The sequence below is a fragment of the Micrococcus sp. HOU01 genome (assembly GCF_035609305.1).
Lineage (GTDB): Bacteria > Actinomycetota > Actinomycetes > Actinomycetales > Micrococcaceae > Micrococcus > Micrococcus luteus.
Window position 1 is genome coordinate 2,316,912 of record NZ_CP141211.1, and the last position, 18,195, is coordinate 2,335,106.

The following is an 18,195-nucleotide window of genomic DNA, read 5'->3' on the forward strand; positions in this document are numbered from 1 at the left end:
TGCATCGGCGCGCCACGTGTCGCCTGCGGCGGCGGAAGAGGTTCACCGGCCCGTCACCGGGCCATCACGCCCCCGTCACGCACGACGGCGGCGCACCGCGTCTCAGCCGTCGAGACGCTCGACCCACACGTGCGCGGCCGTGGCCTCGGCGAGCTCGAGGGCCCCGCCGTCCGCGGCCGCGCCGTTCTCCGCCTCGCCCTCGACTCGGATGTACCCGGCGTCGCGGGCGGCCTGGGCACGCACCACGCGGCCCGGGGTGACGCCGGCGCCGGCCAGCTGAGCCAGCAGCTCGGGGTCGGTCTGCACGCCCTCGGCCAGCCCGCGGACGCGGAACCGGCCGGCGGTGGCGGCCTCCTCGGAGAGCCGGGTGCCCGCCAGGCCCATCTCGCGGCTCCAGTCCTCGGCGGAGGCCTGCTCGGGCCGGGGCGGGATCGGGGTGCCATAGGGGGTCTCGGTGGGGTTCTCCAGCAACGTGAGCAGGCGGCGCTCCACCTGGTCGCTCATCACGTGCTCCCAGCGGCAGGCCTCCTCGTGGACGAGCTCCCACTCGAGGCCGATCACGTCCGCGAGCAGGCGCTCGGCCAAGCGGTGCTTGCGTAGCACGGACACGGCCCGCTCGCGGCCCGCCACGGTCAGCTCCAGCCGACGGTCCGTGCCCACGTGCACCAGCCCGTCCCGCTCCATGCGGGCCACGGTCTGGGAGACGGTGGGTCCGGAGTGCTCCAGTCGCTCGACGATGCGGGCGCGCAGCGGGGGGATGCCCTCCTCCTCGAGCTCGAGGATCGTGCGCAGGTACATCTCGGTGGTGTCGATCAGATCCGTCATGGCGCGTCCTCTTCCCTCGGGCTCTTCGTCCCGGACATCCTAGCGAGGCGTGAGTCACGTGGACGGCCGGTGGTCCCGGGCGCGGGAGAATGGGCACGACCCGCGACCCCGAAGCGTCAGGAGCACGCATGACCTCCCCCGCCGAGATCACCATCCCCCAGGACCTGCTGCCGGCCGACGGCCGCTTCGGCGCCGGCCCGTCCAAGGTGCGCCCCGAGCAGCTGAGGGCGCTCCAGGACGCGGCAGGGCTGCTCGGCACCTCGCACCGCCAGAAGCCGGTCAAGGACCTGGTGGCGAGCGTCCGGTCGGGCGTCGCCGAGCTGTTCTCGGCGCCGGAGGGCTACGAGGTGATCCTCGGCGTCGGCGGCTCCACCGCGTTCTGGGACGCGGCCGCCTTCAGCCTGGTCCGCGAGCGCGCCCAGCATCTGAGCTTCGGCGAGTTCGGCTCGAAGTTCGCCAAGGCCACCGACCAGGCGCCGTTCCTGGCCCCGTCGGACATCCGCACCTCCGAGCCGGGCACCCGCCCCGAGCCGGAGGCCGTGGCCGGGGTCGACGTGTACGCGTGGCCGCACAACGAGACCTCGACCGGCGTGATGGCGCCCGTCGTCCGCCCCGCGGGCATCGACGAGGACGCCCTGGTCGTCGTCGACGCCACCTCGGCCGCGGGCGGCCTGCCGGTGGACGTGTCCGAGGCGGACGTGTACTACTTCGCGCCGCAGAAGAACTTCGCGTCCGACGGCGGTCTGTGGCTCGCGCTGTTCTCCCCGCGGGCCCTGGCGCGGGTCGCGGAGATCAAGGAGTCCGGCCGCTGGATCCCGGCGTTCCTGGACCTGGCCACGGCCGTGGAGAACTCCCTCAAGGACCAGACCTACAACACGCCCGCGCTGGCCACGCTCGTCATGCTGGACGCGCAGCTGCGCTGGATGAACGGTCAGGGCGGGCTGGACGCGATGACCGCCCGCACCGCCGACTCCTCCTCGCGCGTGTACGCGTGGGCCGAGGCGTCGTCGTTCGCCACGCCGTTTGTGGCCCGGTCCGAGGACCGCTCCGCCGTGGTCTGCACCGTCGACTTCTCCGACGACGTCGACGCGGCGGCGGTCGCCCAGGCCCTGCGCGCGAACGGCGTGGTGGACGTGGAGCCCTACCGCAAGCTCGGCCGGAACCAGCTGCGGATCGCGACCTTCGCCGCGACCGAGCCCGAGGACGTCGCGGCGCTGCTGCGCTGCATCGACCACGTGGTCGAGCGCCTGGCCTGAGCCGCCGGGGTGCGCCGGCTCAGCCGCGGTCGGCCGCCGCGGGCTCGGGGGCCGTCTGGGCGGCGTCGTCCGGCGCGGCCTCGGGCGCCGGGGCGCCGGGCACGCGGCCCTCGGCCACGGCCTTGTGCCGCTCGCGTTCCTCCTCGTTCACGCGCTCGGCGTACGGCACCCACGGGGGCGCCACGAGCGAACCCTCCCCCGCCATGAGGCCGGTCTCGCACACGGTGACCTGCTTGGCGCGTGGGGCCCGGGCGATCGTCACGTACCAGAGCCAGCCCGCGTAGCCGGGCATGCGGCACGCGAAGCGGTGCGTCAGGAGCCGGTCGTCGTCCACGAGCACGTCCACGTGCTCCCCCACCTCGTCCGGGGCGGCCAGCCCGGCCAGCCCCGCGCGGGCGGCGTCCACGGCGGCGGCGAGCAGCTCGTCGCGGCGCGGGGCCCGGCGACGCGCGGGCGGCGCGGCCGTCCTCTCCTCGGCGGGCGCGGGCTCGGCGTCGGGGCTCCGGTGGTCGACGCGCGGGGCGTCGTCGTGGGTGGTCATGGCTCAGGCCTCCAGGTCGTCGGCGACACGGCGCAGCACCTGCGCCATCTTCTGCGCCTGGGCGCGCTGGGGGTAGCGGCCGCGGCGCAGGCCGTTGGAGGTCTGGTCCAGCCACGTGATGAGGTCCTCCATGAGGACGGCCATCTCGGTGGCGCCGGGTCGGTGGTTGCGGACCACCGAGGGTGCGGCGTCGAGCACGCGCAGCGAGAGCGCCTGCTTGCCGCGGCGGCCCTCGGCCACGCCGAACTCCACGCGGGTGCCTCCGCGCAGCTCGGTCACCCCGGCCGGCAGGGCCGAGGCGGGCACGTGGACCTCCTCGCCCTCGTCCGTCTGGGCGAACCCGAAGCCCTTGGTCGAGTCGTAGAACTTGATGCGCCCGGTGGGCATGTGCGTCACCTGCTCCTCGTCATATGGGTCCACCGCGTCGGGCCGGCGCCGCAGGGGCGGCCGTGCTCTCGTCTCGGGTCGGCGGGGTCCGGCACCGGCGTGGCGGTGCGCCGCGGCATCGGTGGGACCAGCCTGGCCGTGCGCCCGGAGGGGACGGCGGAGGACGTGGTCGTCAATGACCTCCCAGGATAGCCCGACTAGAGTGGCGGGCATGCCTCGGACCTCCACCCTCCCCGCCTCCGCGCCCGCCGCCGACCCCGCCGATCACCGGGGCGGTCGTGGCGTCGTCCTGGTGCTGGGCGTGGCCGTGACGGCGGTGTCCGCTCTGGCCCTGGTGGCCCTGCTGGTCGCGTACTTCCTGGCGTGGCCGGCGTCCCCGGCGCTGTTCGCGCTCGCGCTGTTCGGCCTGCCCGTCGGCTTCGGCCTGATGCTGCTGCACGTGGTGCTGGGCGCCGTCCGGCGCTCGCGCCCCTGAGCCGTCGGGCCAACGACGCCCCGTGACATCCAGCACCCTTTCAGGGTGTTCCCAGGTCGGGGCGGTTGACTGGGCTCCATGCAGCCTCAGAACCCCGAAGCACGCCTCCTGGTGGTGGACGACGAGCCCAACATCCGCGAGCTGCTCTCCACGTCCCTGCGCTACGCCGGCTTCGAGGTCACGGCCGCGGCCAACGGCCGGGAGGCCCTGGACGCCGCCGAGGAGTTCCAGCCGGACCTGGCCGTGCTGGACGTGATGCTCCCGGACATGGACGGCTTCACCGTGACCCGCCGCCTGCGCTCCGCCGGCCGTCACTTCCCCGTCGTGTTCCTCACCGCGCGGGACGGCACCGAGGACAAGATCACCGGCCTGACGGTCGGCGGTGACGACTACGTGACCAAGCCGTTCTCCCTCGACGAGGTGGTCGCCCGCATCCGCGCCGTGCTGCGCCGCACTGCCTCCCTCGACGACGACGACGCGGCGGTGCTGCGCGTGGACGATCTCGAGCTCGACGACGACGCGCACGAGGTCCGCCGCGGCGGCGAGGTCGTGGAGCTCTCCCCCACCGAGTTCAAGCTGCTGCGCTACCTCATGATGAACCCGAACCGGGTGCTCTCGAAGGCCCAGATCCTGGACCACGTGTGGGAGTACGACTTCAACGGGGACGCCTCGATCGTCGAGTCCTACATCTCCTACCTGCGCCGCAAGATCGACGTCGGCGGCCGCGAGAAGATGATCCACACCAAGCGCGGCGTCGGCTACATGCTCCGCACCGCGGACAAGCGCTGACGTGCGTGCGCGGCTCGACGCCGCGGCGGCCCGCGTCCGCCATCCGCGCGCCTGGCTGAGGGGCGCGTGGCAGGGGCAGTCCCTGCGCACCAAGCTGGTCGTGATGATCGCGGCGCTCATGCTGGCCCTGGTCGCCGTGACCGCCGTGGCGACCGCGGTGCTGTTCCGCCAGGAGGCGGTGCGCCAGCTGGACGAGGACATGGCCGCCAACCGGGACACCGTCTCGATGTACCTGGCCAACGTCGCCCAGACCGGCGAGTACTACATGCCGCAGCTGCCCATCCTGCGCTTCTACGGCGTCGTGTGGGACAACGAGGGCGCGCGGGTCGTCCAGACCCCGGTGATGCCGGGTGCGGACGAGCCGGCCCTGCCGGACATCACCCCGGCCGAGGCCCTGGAGCGCGGCTCCGCCTCCTTCGAGGTGCCCGGCACACAGCCGGACTCGAGCGGCTGGCGCGTGCAGCTGTACGGGCTCAGCAGCGGCGACGGCACCATGGCCGTGGCCCTTCCCCTGCAGAGCGTGACCTCCTCCGTCGAGCGCGTCACCTCGATCGTCGTGACCATCGGCCTGCTCGCGACGGCGGGCACCGTGATCGTGGCCAACCTGGCGGTCCAGCGCGCGTTCCGCACCCTGAACCGCGTGGAGCGCACCGCCGCCAAGATCGCCGCCGGCGACCTGAGCCAGCGCGTGGAGAGCGCGGCGCCCGACACCGAGGTGGGCCGGCTCTCCCGCTCCCTCAATGCCATGCTCGCGCACATCGAGTCCGCGTTCCGGGACAAGGAGATCTCCGAGGACAAGATGCGCCGCTTCGTGCAGGACGCCTCCCACGAGCTGCGCACCCCCCTGGTCACCATCCGCGGGTTCTCCGAGCTGTACCGGCACGGCGGGCTGCGCGAGGAGGAGGACGTCGCCGCCGCCATGCAGCGCATCGAGTCCGAGGCCACCCGCATGACGCGCCTCGTGGAGGACCTGCTCACCCTGGCCCGCCTCGACGAGCAGCGCCCCCTCGAGCACGCCCCGGTGGACCTGCTCATCCTCGCGATGGACTCCATGATGGACGCGTCCGTGAACGCCCCGGACCGCAAGGTCACCCTCGTGGGCCCCGACGGCGACCGGGCGGCTCCGGCGCCCATCCTCGGCGACGAGAACCGGATGCGCCAGGTGGTGGTGAACCTCATGGCCAACGCCCTGCGCTACACCCCCGCCGGCACCCCCATCGAGATCGCGGTCGGCACGGTCGACCACCTCGGCGGCCGGGCCGGGGCGGACGGCGCGGGCCGCAGCTCCGTGATCGAGATCCGTGACCACGGGCCGGGCGTGTCCGAGGAGGACCGCGCCCGCATCTTCGAGCGGTTCTACCGCGCGGACACCTCCCGGCACCGCGAGACGGGCGGCACGGGGCTCGGCCTGGCCATCGTCGCGGCGATCGTGGCCCAGCACGGCGGCTCCGTCCGGCTGCTGGAGACCGAGGGCGGCGGCGCCACCTTCTCCGTCCACCTGCCGTGGGCGCCGTTCGAGGACGAGGCGGACGAGGACGTCGAGGACGAGCGCCCGTCCGCGCAGGACACCGACGACGACGCGGCCGGTCCGCCCAGCGGCCCCCTCGCCCTGACCGCGCCGTCGGGCGCCGGCGCCAGCGCCGCGGACGCCGCCCGGCGCAGCCGCCTGCTGCGGGCGGCGGAGCGGTTCCGTCGTGCCTCGGCCGAGCGCCGCCGTCGGGTGTCTGCTCCTGCACAGGCGCCCGAGGCCAGCGTCCCGTCCCCAGGCGGGGACAACCCGGCGGCCGGGCGCGACGCGCGTCCCTAGCGTGGTGCCCGGCGGCACCCGCCGCCCATCAGCACTCATCAGAGGGGACAGTCACATGAGCATCGTGCAGATCGACGTCGAGGACCTGCGGGCCAAGAGCGGGGCGGTGGAGGGCTCCATCGGCCGCCTCCAGGCGGAGGTGAGCACCATGGAGGCCAACCTGCGCCAGCTGCAGGACACCTGGCGCGGCCAGGCGGCCGCGAACTTCCAGGGTGTGCTCACCGAGTGGCGCGCCACCCAGCAGCGCGTGGAGGAGTCCCTGGCGGGCATCCGCCGCGCGATGGACGCCGCCGCCACCCAGTACCAGGACGCGGAGACCGCCAACGCCGCGATGTTCCGGTTCTGAGCGCCCGGAACGGTCCGGGGTGCGGCCGGCCGGCCGCGCCCCGGTCCGTGCTTCCTAGAGTGGGGGCATGACCGTCCTGATCGACCCGCCCGCGTGGCCCGCCCACGGCACCGTGTTCTCCCACCTCGTCTCCGACGCCTCCCTCGAGGAGCTCCACGCGTTCGCGCGGGCGGCGGGGCTCTCGGAGCGGGCCTTCGACCGGGACCACTACGACGTGCCCGCGCACCGACGCGCCGAGCTCGTGGCCCGCGGGGCGGTGCCCGTCACCGGACGGGAGCTGGTGCGCCGCCTCGCCGCCTCGGGGCTGCGCGTGCCCGCCCGGAGCCGCGCCGAGAAGCGCGACGTCGTCCTCGCCCGGCGCTGGGCGCGGCTGTTCGAGGGCACGGCGGCGAGCCCGGACGCGGTGACGACGGCGGGACGCGACCTGCTGGCCCGCTGGGCGGAGCCGCATCGGCACTACCACGACCCGGCCCACCTGCTCGCGGTGCTCGAGTCCGTGGACCTGCTCGAGCGGGCGGGGGCGAAGGCCGGGCCGGATCCGCGTGCGGTCCGCCTGGCCGCGTGGTTCCACGACGCCGTCTACGTCGGGGACCCCGCCGCGCCCGCCGGCCAGGACGAGGCGGACTCGGCCGCCCTGGCCCGGGACGTGCTCACCGATCCGCGGCTGGCCGTGCCGGCCGACGTCGTCGACGAGGTGGCACGCCTCGTGCTGCTCACCGCGGCCCATGACCCCGCCCCGCACGACGCGGCCGGGGCGGTGCTCTCGGACGCGGACCTCGAGGTCCTCGGCCGCTCCCCCGAGGCCTACGCCCGCTACGTGGCCGCGGTGCGGCGGGACTACGCGCACGTGTCCGACGCGGACTGGGCCCGCGGTCGCGGCGCGGTGCTGGACGCCCTGCTGGACGCCGGGCGGCTGTATCGGACCGCGCCCGGCCGAGCACGCTGGGAGGCCGCCGCCCGCCGTAACCTGGCGGCGGAACGAGCCGCGCTCTCGGCCTGAGCGGGGCGCCCCGGTGCCGGCCCGGGACGCGGCGAGGCCCGCCTCCCCGGACGGGGAGACGGGCCTCGCAGGCTGGCGCCCGAACGGGTCGGGCCGGCTCAGCGGCTGATCACATCATGCCGCCCATGCCGCCCATCGGGTCCATGCCCTCGGCGCCGGCGGCGGCCTTCTCGGGCTTGTCCGCGACGACGGCCTCGGTGGTCAGGAACAGGCCCGCGATGGACGCGGCGTTCTGCAGGGCCGAACGGGTCACCTTCACCGGGTCGTTGATGCCGGCGGCCAGCAGGTCCTCGTACTCGCCGGTGGCGGCGTTCAGGCCGTGGCCGTCGTCGAGGGTCTTGACCTTGTCCGCCACGACGCCGGGCTCCAGGCCGGCGTTGAAGGCGATCTGCTTCAGCGGAGCCTCGATGGCGACCTTCACGATGTTCGCGCCGGTGGCCTCGTCGCCCTCGAGCTGCAGGCCGCCGAACGCCTTGGCGCCGGCCTGGATCAGGGCCACGCCGCCGCCGGCGACGATGCCCTCCTCCACCGCGGCCTTGGCGTTGCGCACGGCGTCCTCGATGCGGTGCTTGCGCTCCTTGAGCTCCACCTCGGTGGCCGCGCCGGCCTTGATGACGGCCACGCCGCCGGCCAGCTTGGCGAGGCGCTCCTGCAGCTTCTCGCGATCGTAGTCCGAGTCGGTGTTCTCGATCTCGGAGCGGATCTGGGCCACGCGGCCGGCGATCTGCTCGGCGTCGCCGGCACCCTCCACGATGGTGGTCTCGTCCTTGGTGATGACCACCTTGCGGGCGGTGCCCAGCAGGTCGAGGGTCGCGTTCTCCAGGGACAGGCCCACCTCGGAGGAGATGACCTGGCCGCCGGTGAGGATGGCGATGTCGGCGAGCATGGCCTTGCGGCGGTCACCGAAGCCCGGGGCCTTCACGGCCACGGACTTGAAGGTGCCGCGGATCTTGTTGACCACGAGGGTGGCCAGGGCCTCGCCCTCGACGTCCTCGGCGATGATCAGCAGCGGCTTGCCCGACTGCATGACCTTCTCGAGGATCGCCACCATGTCCTTCACGGAGGAGATCTTCGAGTTGACGATGAGGATGTAGGGATCCTCGAGGACGGCCTCCTGGCGGTCCGCGTCGGTCACGAAGTAACCGGAGATGTAGCCCTTGTCGAAGCGCATGCCCTCGGTGAGCTCGAGCTCGAGGCCGAAGGTGTTGGACTCCTCGACGGTGATGACGCCCTCCTTGCCGACCTTGTCCAGGGCCTCGGCGATGAGGGAGCCGATCTGCTTGTCCGCGGCGGAGATCGAGGCGGTGGCCGCGATCTGGTCCTTGGTCTCGATCTCGCGGGAGGCGGAGAGCAGCTCGGAGGTGACGGCCTCCACGGCCTTCTCGATGCCGCGCTTCAGGGACAGCGGGTCGGCGCCCGCGGCCACGTTGCGCAGGCCCTCGCGGACCAGCGCCTGGGCCAGCACGGTGGCGGTGGTGGTGCCGTCGCCGGCGACGTCGTCGGTCTTCTTGGCGACCTCCTTGACGAGCTCCGCGCCGATCTTCTCGTACGGGTCCTCGAGCTCGATCTCCTTGGCGATGGAGACGCCGTCGTTGGTGATGGTGGGGGCGCCCCACTTCTTCTCCAGCACCACGTTGCGGCCGCGGGGGCCGAGGGTCACCTTCACGGCGTCGGCCAGGGTGTTCAGGCCCTTCTCCAGGCCGCGGCGGGCCTCTTCGTCGAATGCGATGGTCTTGGCCATGTGCAGGTCCTTTCTGGACGTCGGCTTCCTACTGCTGGTGGCTGACCCGCGCCGATGCCCGCGACGGACGGCCCCTGGGGGGCCTCACCGGTGGACAGGTCCTCCTCCACGGCGCCGGACCGACCGGGGTACGGCTGGCAGTCGCGCCTTCGGAGTGCTAACCCCATTATGAGCACTCGCACCGGGAGAGTGCAAAAGGTCCGCAGTGCGGGGCCCGCCCTTCCGCGGACGGCGGACGGCCCCCGGCAGAACGCCTCGGAAGGCGCCCCGCCGGGGGCCGGAAAGGGTGCGCGGCCGGCACGGCCGCACGACGGTCGGGTCAGCCGGTGACGACCACCGCGACGCCGTTCACCTGCAGGTTCGGGGTCTGCATGACCGGGAAGCCGAGCTCCTTGCCGACCGCCTCGGCGGCGGCCTTGTTGGCCGAGCCGTTGTACAGGACGGTGGAGGACTGGATGCCGTAGCCGCTCCAGTTCTTCGCGTCCACCGAGGTGTAGCCGGAGCTCGTGAGCCGCTGCGCGTAGGAGGCGGCGAGGCCCTGGGTACGGGTCGCGTTGTACACGGTGACGTGGGTGCCGCGCACGGCCGCGGACTGCGCGGCTGCACGAGAGCTCGACGCGGCCGCAGACTGCGCGGCCGCACGAGAGCTCGACGCGGCCGCAGACTGCGCGGCCGCACGAGAGCTCGACGCGGCCGCAGACTGCGCGGCCGCACGGGAGCTCGACGCGGCCGCGGACTGCGAGCGCGAGGCCTCCGCCGCGGCGGCCGAACGGGACGCGGCGGCGCGCGAGGACTCCGCCGCCTGGACGGCCGCCGCCGACCGGGACGCCTCTGCGGACTGCGCGGCGGCCTCGGAACGCGAGGCCTCCGCCGCCTGTGCCTCGGCGGCGGCACGGGACGACTCAGCGGCCTCCGCGGCGGCACGGGACGACTCGGCGGCCCGGGACGACTCGGCGGCCTCTGCGGCGGCCGCCTCCTGCGCCACCCGCGAGGACTCAGCCGCGGCCGCAGCCGCGGAACGGGACGCCTCCGCCGTGTCCTCGGACGGGGTGGCGGACTCGGTCGCGGATGCAGTCGACACCGACGCGGAGGACGCCGAGGAGGACTCGGACGACGCCGACGTCGACGTCGACGGCTCGACCGCCGGGGCCGTCGTCGAGCTCTCGGCGGCGACGGGCTCGGAGCGGTCGCCGGTGAGCCACGGCAGGACGACGCCCACGAACAGGCCGGCGAGCAGGACGAGGCCGGCCACCCAGAGCAGCGGGCTCAGGCGGCGACCCCCGCCCGCGGCGGTCGCGCCGGCGGCGGCGAAGGACTCGCGGTGCGCGCCGCGCTGGTCCGTGTACTCGGGGACCTCGTCGAAGCGGTCGGGCTGGTAGGCCATGGGTCAGTTCTCCTGGCGGGAAGCGGGCGTGGACGGCGCCGGATCCGCGGGTCCCCTCCGGGCCCGGCTGCGGGTGCCGCGCTTGCGCAGCAGCCGCGTGACCAGCAGGGGTCGGTAGGCCAGGGCGGCCTCACGGTCCAGCAATCCGTTCAACACCTGATAATAGGCGGTCGGAGACAGCCCCAGACGCTCTCGGACGGCGTGGTCCTTGGCCCCGCCGTACCGCCAGGTGGCGGCCTCCAGGTCCAGGACCGCACGCTCCAGGTCCGTCAGCTCGTCCCGTCGCGCCCGCGCGCGGGCACCCTCGTCCGGGGCCGGATCGGGCGAGACGGGCGTGGGGTGGGACATGGCGGCCACTGTACCCACCCGGTCTACCCTCGGGGCATGGAGTTCATCGCGCCCCTGGATCCGGGCTGGGAGGCGGCCCTCGCCCCGCAGGCCGCCGCGTTCGAGCAGGTCGGCGAGGCCCTGCGGGCCCGCCGGGCGGCCGGAGAGCAGGTGCTGCCGGCGCCGGAGCACATCCTGCGGGCGTTCCGTCAGCCGTTCGCGGACGTCCGCGTCCTCGTGCTGGGCCAGGACCCCTACCCGACGCCGGGCCATCCGATCGGCCTGAGCTTCGCGGTGGACCGCCACGTGCGGCCGCTGCCCCGCTCCCTGGCCAACATCCACCGGGAGCTGCACGACAACCTCGGCATCACCCCGCCCGCCCACGGGGACCTCTCCGCGTGGACGGACCAGGGCGTGCTGCTGCTGAACCGCGCCCTCAGCGTGCGGGCCGGCGCACCCGGCAGCCACCGCGGCCTCGGCTGGGAGCAGATCACGGAGGCCGCGGTGCGGGCCCTCTGCGCGCGCGGCACCCCGCTCGTGGGGCTGCTGTGGGGAGCCGACGCGCGGCGCATGGCGCCGCTGCTGACGGCGGCGGGGGCCGGCGTCGTGGAGTCCCCGCATCCCTCGCCCCTGAGCGCCCACCGCGGGTTCTTCGGCTCCCGGCCGTTCAGCCGGGTGAACCGGCTCCTCGAGGCGGCCGGCGCGGCCCCGGTGGACTGGCGCCTGCCCGACTGAGCCGGGCCGCCGGTCAGCCGCGCTGGTGCATCACGAGCTCGGTGGGCAGCAGCGTGCCCATCCGGTCGGTGATCGGCTTGGCCAGGGTGTTGCCGAAGGCGACGCCGGCCGCGATCGCCACGACGATGACCGCGGCGTTGAACAGTCCCTCGACGCCCAGCAGCGTGGCCCCGGTCTCCACGGTGAACCCGTAGACGGACCGGAACATGGTGAGTCCGGGAAGCAGGAACAGCATGGACGGCAGGACGATCACGAGCGCCGGGGCTGCGAGCCGCTGGGCCACCAGGCGGCCGAGGAACCCGACCGCCGCCGCGGCGACCGCGGGCACCAGCCGGTCGCTGACCCCGATCTGCTGTGCGGCCAGGTACGCGCCGAAGCCGGCCCCGGACACGAGACCGCAGGCCAGGATCTGCGGCCACCGCGACTGCTCCACCACCGCGTCCGCCATGCCCGCGGCCATCACGAGGCCCAGCAGCAGCAGCGGCGGATAGCTCAGCGTCCCCGCCTCGGCCAGGTCCAGCTGTTCGAATCCCACGAGATCCCCGATGCCCACGGCGATCATGATCCCGGCCATCACGCCGGCGAACACGAGCAGCGCGGAGAGGAAGCGGCCCGCGGCGGTCACCGGGAAGCCGTGGATGGCGTCCTGCACCGCGGTGACGAACCTCGCCGTGGGCAGGAGCATCATGATGCCGCCGGCGATCACCAGCGCCGGGTTGACCGGCAGGTCGAGGGCGTGGGCCATCAGCGCGATCACCGTGGCCGTGATCGCCCCGAACATCGTGGAGAAGATCTCCGGGAAGCGCGCCTTGTCCGCCTGGACCTTGAGCCAGAAGACCAGCCAGGTGGAGACCATGCCCAGGGCCGCGCCCGTCCAGGTCCCGCCGATGAACGGCACGAAGCAGGCCACGAACACGCCGGAGAAGAGGACCTCGAAGACGGCGGGGAACGGCTTGGGCTGATGCCGGATCTCCACGAGCCGGCGCTGGGCCTCGGCCCGGTCCACCTCGCCCGCGGCGATCTCCTCGACGAGCCGGTGGACGGCCACGAGCCCCTCGAAGTTCACCGAGGACGAGCGGACCACCCGCTGGAGGGTGAACGGGGCCTCGCCGCGTGAGGAGTCGGGCGCGTAGTTCAGGGAGATGGACTGGTTGGTCAGGTCCACCTCGGTCTCGAGGATCCCGTAGGCCTGCGTGGCCACGATGATCGAGGTCTCCACGTCCAGCGAGGCCGCGCCGAAGCTGAACATCGTCTCGCCCAGCTTGAGCGCGAAGTCCAGGGTCGTGCGGGCCTCAAGGGCCTGCGCCTCCGCGCGGCGCTGCTGCAGCGTGGAGTGCATGCGGCGCCCGTACGGCGAGGAGTGCAGGCGGTCGGCCAGCACGAGCGCCTGCGTCGGCAGGTTCTCGACGAAGACCTCGCGGGAGCGCCGGCCGCGCCGACGCCCGCGCTTCTCGGGCGGGCCCACGGGGACCACCGGGTCCGGGACGGTGATGTCCGGCGCGGGGATCACGTCCGGGGCGGGCAGGGCGCCGTCGGCCTCCGCGGGGGCCAGGACGGAGGTGGGCACCTGCTCGGACAGCGGCGGCTCGGTCAGGGGCGCGTCCGCGGCCGGCTCCGGCAGCGTCTCCTCCGGCTCGGCCGATTCCTCCGGCTCCGGCGCCGGCGCCGGGACCGGATCGGCGGCGGCGGGGCGGACCACGGGCGGCAGCGGTTCGGTCGGCTCGACGGCGACCGCGGCCGCGGCCGGGTGGGCCGACTCCGCCGGGTCGAGGTCGAGCAGGCCGGGGTCCTCCGGGTCGATCGCGAGGTCGCCGACAGCGGCGGCGTCCTCGGCGCCGGCCGGGCGCAGCACGGGGATGAGCGTGGGGACGGCCGGGGGCTCCGCGATGCGGGGGTCGAACCGCGCCGGCTCCTGGGTGCCCTCCTGCTCCATGCGGCTCACCCTCTCCTTCCGTATGCGGGCGCTGGACGCGAGACGGCGGTGGGCCGAGCCCCGCCGACGCGTCCATCCAACCACGCCGACACCTCCCCCGCCGGGGCCTTCGGCACCGCGGCCCGGGGATGCGAAAGGGCCCTCCCGGAGGAGGGCCCTGCTGCGGTGGATCTTACTGGACTCGAACCAGCGACCTCTCGCGTGTGAAGCGAACGCTCTAACCAACTGAGCTAAAGATCCGGGCGTCGCCCCATGGGGGTGACAACTCGAAGAACGATACCTCAGGCGGCGTCGCCTGTCCACCCGGGCGACGGCCGCCCCGCGCACGGCGGAGCGGCCGTCGAGAGCCGACGAGCACGTCAGGCGTCGGTCAGCGTGGCGCCGGGCTCGAAACCGCCCTGGGCGACCAACGAGGCCCCGGCGCCCGGGGCGGGCCCCGGTCAGGAGCTGCCGCCGAGGGAGGAGACCGCCCTGGTGGCGTCCGCCAGACCGGCGCCGCAGCCTGCGTAGCAGGTCACCGGCATGGACCGGGCCGTGGACGTGAGGGTGGACTCGACCTGGGCCGGGGTGAGGCTCGGCTGCGCGGCCAGCAGCAGGGCGGCCAGGCCCGCGACGTGCGGGGTGGCCATCGAGGTGCCGTTGTAGGCGGCGTGGCCGGCCGTCGTCGGGGTGGTGGCGCCGTTGTTCACGGTCGAGATGATGTTCGCCCCCGGAGCGGTCACGTCCACGGCGGAGCCGTAGTTCGAGAACGAGGCGCGGGCGCCCTGCGAGGTGGAGGCGGCCACCACGACGGTGTTCTGGCAGTTGGCCGGGCGCACATTGGCGGCGGGCTGGTTCTCGTTGCCCGCGGCCACGACGACGGGCACGCCGCGGGAGACGGCCGCGTTGATCGCGTTCTGGTAGGTGGTGCCGCACATGCCGGAGCCACCGAGGGACATGTTGATGACGTCCGCCGGGTTCGGGTTGGCCGGCACGCCCGCCACCGTGCCGCCGGCAGCCCACACGACCGCGTCGGCGATGTCGGACAGCGAGCCGCCGCACCTGCCGAGCACGCGGATCGGCTGGATCTTCGCGTTCGGCGCCACACCGACGACGCCCTGGGAGTCGGCCACGGCCGCGACGGTGCCCGCCACGTGGGAGCCGTGCCACGAGGAGTCGGAGGCACCGGCGGTGCCGCACTCGCCGGCGGCGTACCAGTCGCCCTCGTCACGCGGATTGGAGTCGCGGCCACCGCCGTCGCGCGCCGCCCTGCCGTCGGAGATGAAGTCGTAGCCGGGCACGACGTTGCGGTCGAGGTCCGGGTGGGAGGTGATGCCGGTGTCGATGACGGCCACGGTCGCACCGGAGCCCGTCGTGCGATCCCACGCCCCGGGGACCCGCATGCCGTGGCTGCCGGTGAAGCCCCACTGCTGCGAGTAGAGGGCGTCCACGGGACTCAGGCCGGTGGCGGTGAGGAGCGCGTCCGGCTCCACGGCCTCGACCGCCCCGGAGGCCTTCAGGTCGGCCATGAACTTCGCGGACTCGGCCTGATCCAGCTTGCGGTCCGCCTTGACCACGCGGGAGCCGAGCGCGGTCTCACGCAGCTCCTTCACGGAGACGCCGGCCTCCTTCGCGGCCTTGCCCCAGGCGTTGGCGCGGCCCTTCGCGTGGGCGTTGGCGGCGGTCTCCTTGTAGGTGACGATGAAGGAGTCGTAGCCGTCGGCGCTCGGGTCCTCGACCTGCGCCGCCGCCAGGGGTGAGGCGGCGGTCGGGCTCGCTGCCGGTGCGGCGGGGGCGCCGCCGGAGGGGGCCGCGAGCGCGGGGGACGAGGTCAGGGTCCCGCCGGCGAGGACGGCGCCGGCCACGAGGGCGCCGATGCGGCGGCGGGTGCTGCGGGGTGTGGAGGACTGCACGGGATCTCCTCGGAGTTCTGGGTCACCGGATGCGGGCGCCCGAGGGGCTCGGGCCAGGGTGACTGAGCTCACGGTAGGGTCACGATTCCGTCACGGCGAGGCCGCGGGCCGAAGTCTGGCGGATGGTCGAGGCATCTCTCGCGGTTCCGCCAGCCGGGCCGGGCGGATGGTCGGGGCGCGCACAGCGGCACCCCAGCGTCGGCCCGCGCCGGACACGACGACGGCGCCGCGCCCTCCCGGCGGAGGTGCGCGGCGCCGTCGGGCCCGCGGTGGGGTGGAGCCCCCTGCCGGATTCGAACCGGCGACCTGCTGTTTACAAGGCAGCTGCTCTGGCCAGCTGAGCTAAGGAGGCCGGCGGCCGGCGCCCGGGGGCGCCGCGGCCGACCCTCCCAGCGTACAAGGCCCGGGCGGACGGCACGGGGCGCCCCCTGCGTGGGGACGCCCCGCGGACCTCGGCGACGGGTCAGCCGGGTCAGCCGGCGATCTTGGCGCCCGCCCAGTCGGCGAAGGTCTTGTCCTCGCCGTCGAGGGCCCAGTTCTTCCCGTCCACGAACACGGTGGGGGTGCCGGCCACGCCGGCGACGCGCGCCTGGCGGGTGGTGTGCTCGACCGCGGAGCGGAACGTGCCGTCCTCGACGCAGGAGGCGATGTCCGCGCCGTGCTCCTGCGCGAGCTGCGTGATCGCCGCGTTGTCCAGGCCCTTGCCCTGGTGCTCGTCGTAGGCGGCGAACAGGGCGGCCACGAAGCCGTTGTAGGCCTCGGGCTTCTGGTCCGCCACGCAGTACGCGGCGTTGGCGGCGCGGGCCGAGTAGTTCTGGTTATTCGGGGCGCTCAGGTAGTCCACCATCCGGTACTCGACCGTGGCCTCACCCTGCTCGAGCCACTGCTCGATCTGGTCCGCGTTGGTGGACTCGAAGTCCGCGCAGTGCACGCAGTTGAAGTCCGCGTAGAGCACGATCCGCGTCGGCTCGCCGTCCGCCCGGGCCTCGGTGTTCGGCAGGGTCTCGGGCTGGGAGCTCGCGGACTGCTTCGGCACCTCGATCTTCGAGGGGTCGACCTCGCGTTCTCCCGCGCCCTCCGCCAGGGCCGTGGCCGAGGCCAACTCGATGCCGCCCTGCTCGTTCGCCACGGCGGGGATGGGGCCGGCGGTGGCGGCGTCGTCGCCGTTGCGGTTGAGCACGAACGCGACGACGAGGCCGATCACGAGCACCACCGCGAGGACCGAGCCCCAGATGACGCCGGTGCGGCGGCGACTGTCCTTCCTGCGCTGCTCCTCCTGGATCTGGCGGGCACGCGCACGAGCGTCCGTCGCCGAGGTGTGCGAGCCTGACATGTTCCGGGCCAAGGGTCCTCCTCGTGGGGCAGTCGGTCCGGGTCGAGCACCGGAGCCGGCGGGCAGCGGGCGCGCCGCGCCAGGCGAGCATAGCGGCCCTGTCTGGAAGGATCGTGACCATGGACACCGCCGAGACCCCCTCCCCCGTCGATCGACTGACCATCACGGGCGCCCCGTCGGGGGACGCGACCGAGGACCCGGCGACGTCTCTGCTCGCCCTGCCCTGGGTGCTCCCCCTCGACATGTGGCCGCGTGAGGTGCTGGCGGCCCTGCCGCGGGGCATCTCCCGTCACGTGGTGCGCTTCGCCCGGATGGGCGGGGGCATCGTGGCGGTGAAGGAGACCACCGAAGAACTCGCGTTCCGCGAGTACCGGCTGCTGCGCCGGCTCGAGCGGAGCCCGGCGCCGTCGGTGGTGCCGGTGGCCGTGGTCACCGGACGCACGGAGGACGACGGCACGCCCCTGCCCGCCGCCCTCGTGACCCGGCACCTGCGCTTCTCCCTGCCGTACCGCGCCGTGTTCTCGGAGCGCCTCGAGCGCCGCACCCTCGTGCGGCTCATGGACGCGCTGGCGACGCTGCTCGTGGAACTGCACCTCGAGGGGTTCATCTGGGGTGACGTCTCCCTGTCCAACGTCCTGTTCCGGCGGGACGCGGGCGGGTTCGCCGCTCACCTGGTGGACGCCGAGACCGGCGAGCTGCGGGAGCGGCTGTCCAACGGCCAGCGCGAGCACGACCTGGACGTGGCCGCCGTGAACGTGGGCGGCGAGCTGCTGGACCTGCAGGCCAGCGGGCTGCTGGACCCGGAGGTGGACCCCGTCACCACGCCGGACCTGCTCGTGGCCTCCTACCGCCGGCTGTGGGACGAGCTGACCGAGCCTCTGCTGTTCCCCCGCGCCGAGCCGTGGCGCCTGGACCGCCGCGTCCGCCGCCTGCAGGAGCTCGGGTTCGAGCTGGCCGAGTACTCACTGCGCGCCGCCGACGCCCCCGGGATGATGATCGCCCGGCCCGTCGAGATCCACGCGGGCTACCACCGCCGTCGGCTGACCCGCCTCACGGGACTCGAGGTCCAGGAGAACCAGGCCCGCCGGCTGCTCGTGGACATCGAGGCCGCCCGCCGGGAGTGGGACCCGTACATGGACATCGAGGCTGCGGCGCACCGCTGGGTGGTGGAGGTGTTCGACCCCGTGGTCCGCTCGGTGCCCCTTGAGCTGCGAGCCAAGCTCGAGCCCGCCGAGGTGATGCACCAGCTCCTCGAGCACCGCTGGTACCTCTCCGAGGCCCGCGGCCGGGCCGTGCCCCTGCAGGAGGCGGTGGACTCCTACGTGGACACGGTGCTGCGGGCCCGCCGCGACGAGGACGCGGTGGCACTGCACCCCACGACCACCATGCTGCGCGCCGTCCCGCCTGCGGACGCGGACTGACGC

General features: G+C 74.1%; 17 protein-coding genes and 2 tRNA genes. 8 read left to right on the forward strand and 11 right to left on the reverse strand.

Going from position 1 to position 18,195, the window contains the following annotated elements:
• Positions 1-102 precede the first annotated feature (102 nt).
• Complete coding sequence (locus SOY78_RS10645) at positions 103-825, reverse strand: metal-dependent transcriptional regulator (protein ID WP_036317987.1); 723 nt, start codon at positions 823-825, stop codon at positions 103-105.
• Between the two features lie 128 nt (positions 826-953).
• Here SOY78_RS10645 and serC point away from each other — a divergent pair, with 128 nt between their 5' ends.
• On the forward strand, positions 954-2,081 hold the full coding sequence (serC, locus tag SOY78_RS10650; protein WP_324701561.1) for a phosphoserine transaminase: 1,128 nt from the start codon (positions 954-956) through the stop codon (positions 2,079-2,081).
• A 19-nt stretch (positions 2,082-2,100) separates the two neighbouring features.
• Here the strand turns inward: serC and SOY78_RS10655 are convergent, their stop codons facing one another.
• Both SOY78_RS10655 and SOY78_RS10660 read right to left on the reverse strand, forming a co-directional pair.
• The gene (locus tag SOY78_RS10655; RefSeq protein WP_144820270.1) at positions 2,101-2,622 is read right to left on the reverse strand and encodes a DUF3027 domain-containing protein; all 522 of its coding nucleotides are present in this window, start codon (positions 2,620-2,622) and stop codon (positions 2,101-2,103) included.
• A 3-nt stretch (positions 2,623-2,625) separates the two neighbouring features.
• Positions 2,626-3,009 carry a cold-shock protein gene (locus SOY78_RS10660; RefSeq protein WP_020628350.1) on the reverse strand — a complete coding sequence of 128 codons (384 nt, stop codon included), beginning with the start codon at positions 3,007-3,009 and terminating at the stop codon, positions 2,626-2,628.
• Positions 3,010-3,220: 211 nt separating this feature from the next.
• Here SOY78_RS10660 and SOY78_RS10665 point away from each other — a divergent pair, with 211 nt between their 5' ends.
• From SOY78_RS10665 to SOY78_RS10685, 5 genes are all read left to right on the forward strand, one after another.
• Positions 3,221-3,484 carry a hypothetical protein gene (locus SOY78_RS10665; RefSeq protein ID WP_041103073.1) on the forward strand — a complete coding sequence of 88 codons (264 nt, stop codon included), beginning with the start codon at positions 3,221-3,223 and terminating at the stop codon, positions 3,482-3,484.
• Between the two features lie 78 nt (positions 3,485-3,562).
• Positions 3,563-4,273, forward strand: a complete 711-nt coding sequence (locus SOY78_RS10670) for a response regulator transcription factor (protein WP_041103075.1) — start codon at positions 3,563-3,565, stop codon at positions 4,271-4,273.
• 1 nt (position 4,274) lies between these two features.
• A complete protein-coding gene (locus tag SOY78_RS10675) occupies positions 4,275-6,080 on the forward strand; it encodes a sensor histidine kinase (RefSeq protein WP_324701562.1) in 1,806 nt (601 codons plus the stop codon).
• 55 nt (positions 6,081-6,135) lie between these two features.
• Positions 6,136-6,426, forward strand: coding sequence for a WXG100 family type VII secretion target (locus tag SOY78_RS10680; RefSeq protein ID WP_010079419.1), 291 nt, complete (start codon positions 6,136-6,138; stop codon positions 6,424-6,426).
• Positions 6,427-6,493: 67 nt separating this feature from the next.
• Entirely contained in the window at positions 6,494-7,426 is a 933-nt protein-coding gene (locus SOY78_RS10685) for a DUF4031 domain-containing protein (protein WP_324701563.1), read from the forward strand.
• Positions 7,427-7,535: 109 nt separating this feature from the next.
• Here SOY78_RS10685 and groL read toward each other — a convergent pair whose 3' ends face one another.
• The 3 genes from groL to SOY78_RS10700 form a co-directional block, all read right to left on the reverse strand.
• On the reverse strand, positions 7,536-9,167 hold the full coding sequence (gene groL, locus SOY78_RS10690; RefSeq protein ID WP_036382487.1) for a chaperonin GroEL: 1,632 nt from the start codon (positions 9,165-9,167) through the stop codon (positions 7,536-7,538).
• Positions 9,168-9,486: 319 nt separating this feature from the next.
• Positions 9,487-10,551, reverse strand: a complete 1,065-nt coding sequence (locus SOY78_RS10695) for a LytR C-terminal domain-containing protein (protein ID WP_182488655.1) — start codon at positions 10,549-10,551, stop codon at positions 9,487-9,489.
• A 3-nt stretch (positions 10,552-10,554) separates the two neighbouring features.
• Complete coding sequence (locus tag SOY78_RS10700) at positions 10,555-10,899, reverse strand: DUF3263 domain-containing protein (protein WP_205805498.1); 345 nt, start codon at positions 10,897-10,899, stop codon at positions 10,555-10,557.
• Between the two features lie 36 nt (positions 10,900-10,935).
• Between SOY78_RS10700 and SOY78_RS10705 the strand changes: the two genes are divergently transcribed.
• Complete coding sequence (locus tag SOY78_RS10705; protein ID WP_324701564.1) at positions 10,936-11,613, forward strand: uracil-DNA glycosylase; 678 nt, start codon at positions 10,936-10,938, stop codon at positions 11,611-11,613.
• Between the two features lie 13 nt (positions 11,614-11,626).
• Here SOY78_RS10705 and SOY78_RS10710 read toward each other — a convergent pair whose 3' ends face one another.
• The 5 genes from SOY78_RS10710 to SOY78_RS10730 all read right to left on the reverse strand — a co-directional run bounded on the left by SOY78_RS10710 (position 11,627) and on the right by SOY78_RS10730 (position 16,771).
• On the reverse strand, positions 11,627-13,546 hold the full coding sequence (locus SOY78_RS10710) for a threonine/serine ThrE exporter family protein (RefSeq protein WP_036382481.1): 1,920 nt from the start codon (positions 13,544-13,546) through the stop codon (positions 11,627-11,629).
• Positions 13,547-13,712: 166 nt separating this feature from the next.
• Positions 13,713-13,786 (reverse strand) — tRNA-Val (locus tag SOY78_RS10715).
• A 200-nt stretch (positions 13,787-13,986) separates the two neighbouring features.
• On the reverse strand, positions 13,987-15,438 hold the full coding sequence (locus SOY78_RS10720) for a S8 family peptidase (RefSeq protein WP_231862070.1): 1,452 nt from the start codon (positions 15,436-15,438) through the stop codon (positions 13,987-13,989).
• A gap of 275 nt (positions 15,439-15,713) precedes the next feature.
• Positions 15,714-15,790: transfer RNA gene (locus tag SOY78_RS10725), tRNA-Thr, on the reverse strand.
• 120 nt (positions 15,791-15,910) lie between these two features.
• A complete protein-coding gene (locus SOY78_RS10730) occupies positions 15,911-16,771 on the reverse strand; it encodes a DsbA family protein (protein ID WP_231862071.1) in 861 nt (286 codons plus the stop codon).
• 119 nt (positions 16,772-16,890) lie between these two features.
• On the opposite strand from SOY78_RS10730, the gene SOY78_RS10735 reads away from it, so the two are divergent.
• Complete coding sequence (locus SOY78_RS10735) at positions 16,891-18,192, forward strand: DUF4032 domain-containing protein (RefSeq protein WP_061867192.1); 1,302 nt, start codon at positions 16,891-16,893, stop codon at positions 18,190-18,192.
• Positions 18,193-18,195: the final 3 nt, after the last annotated feature.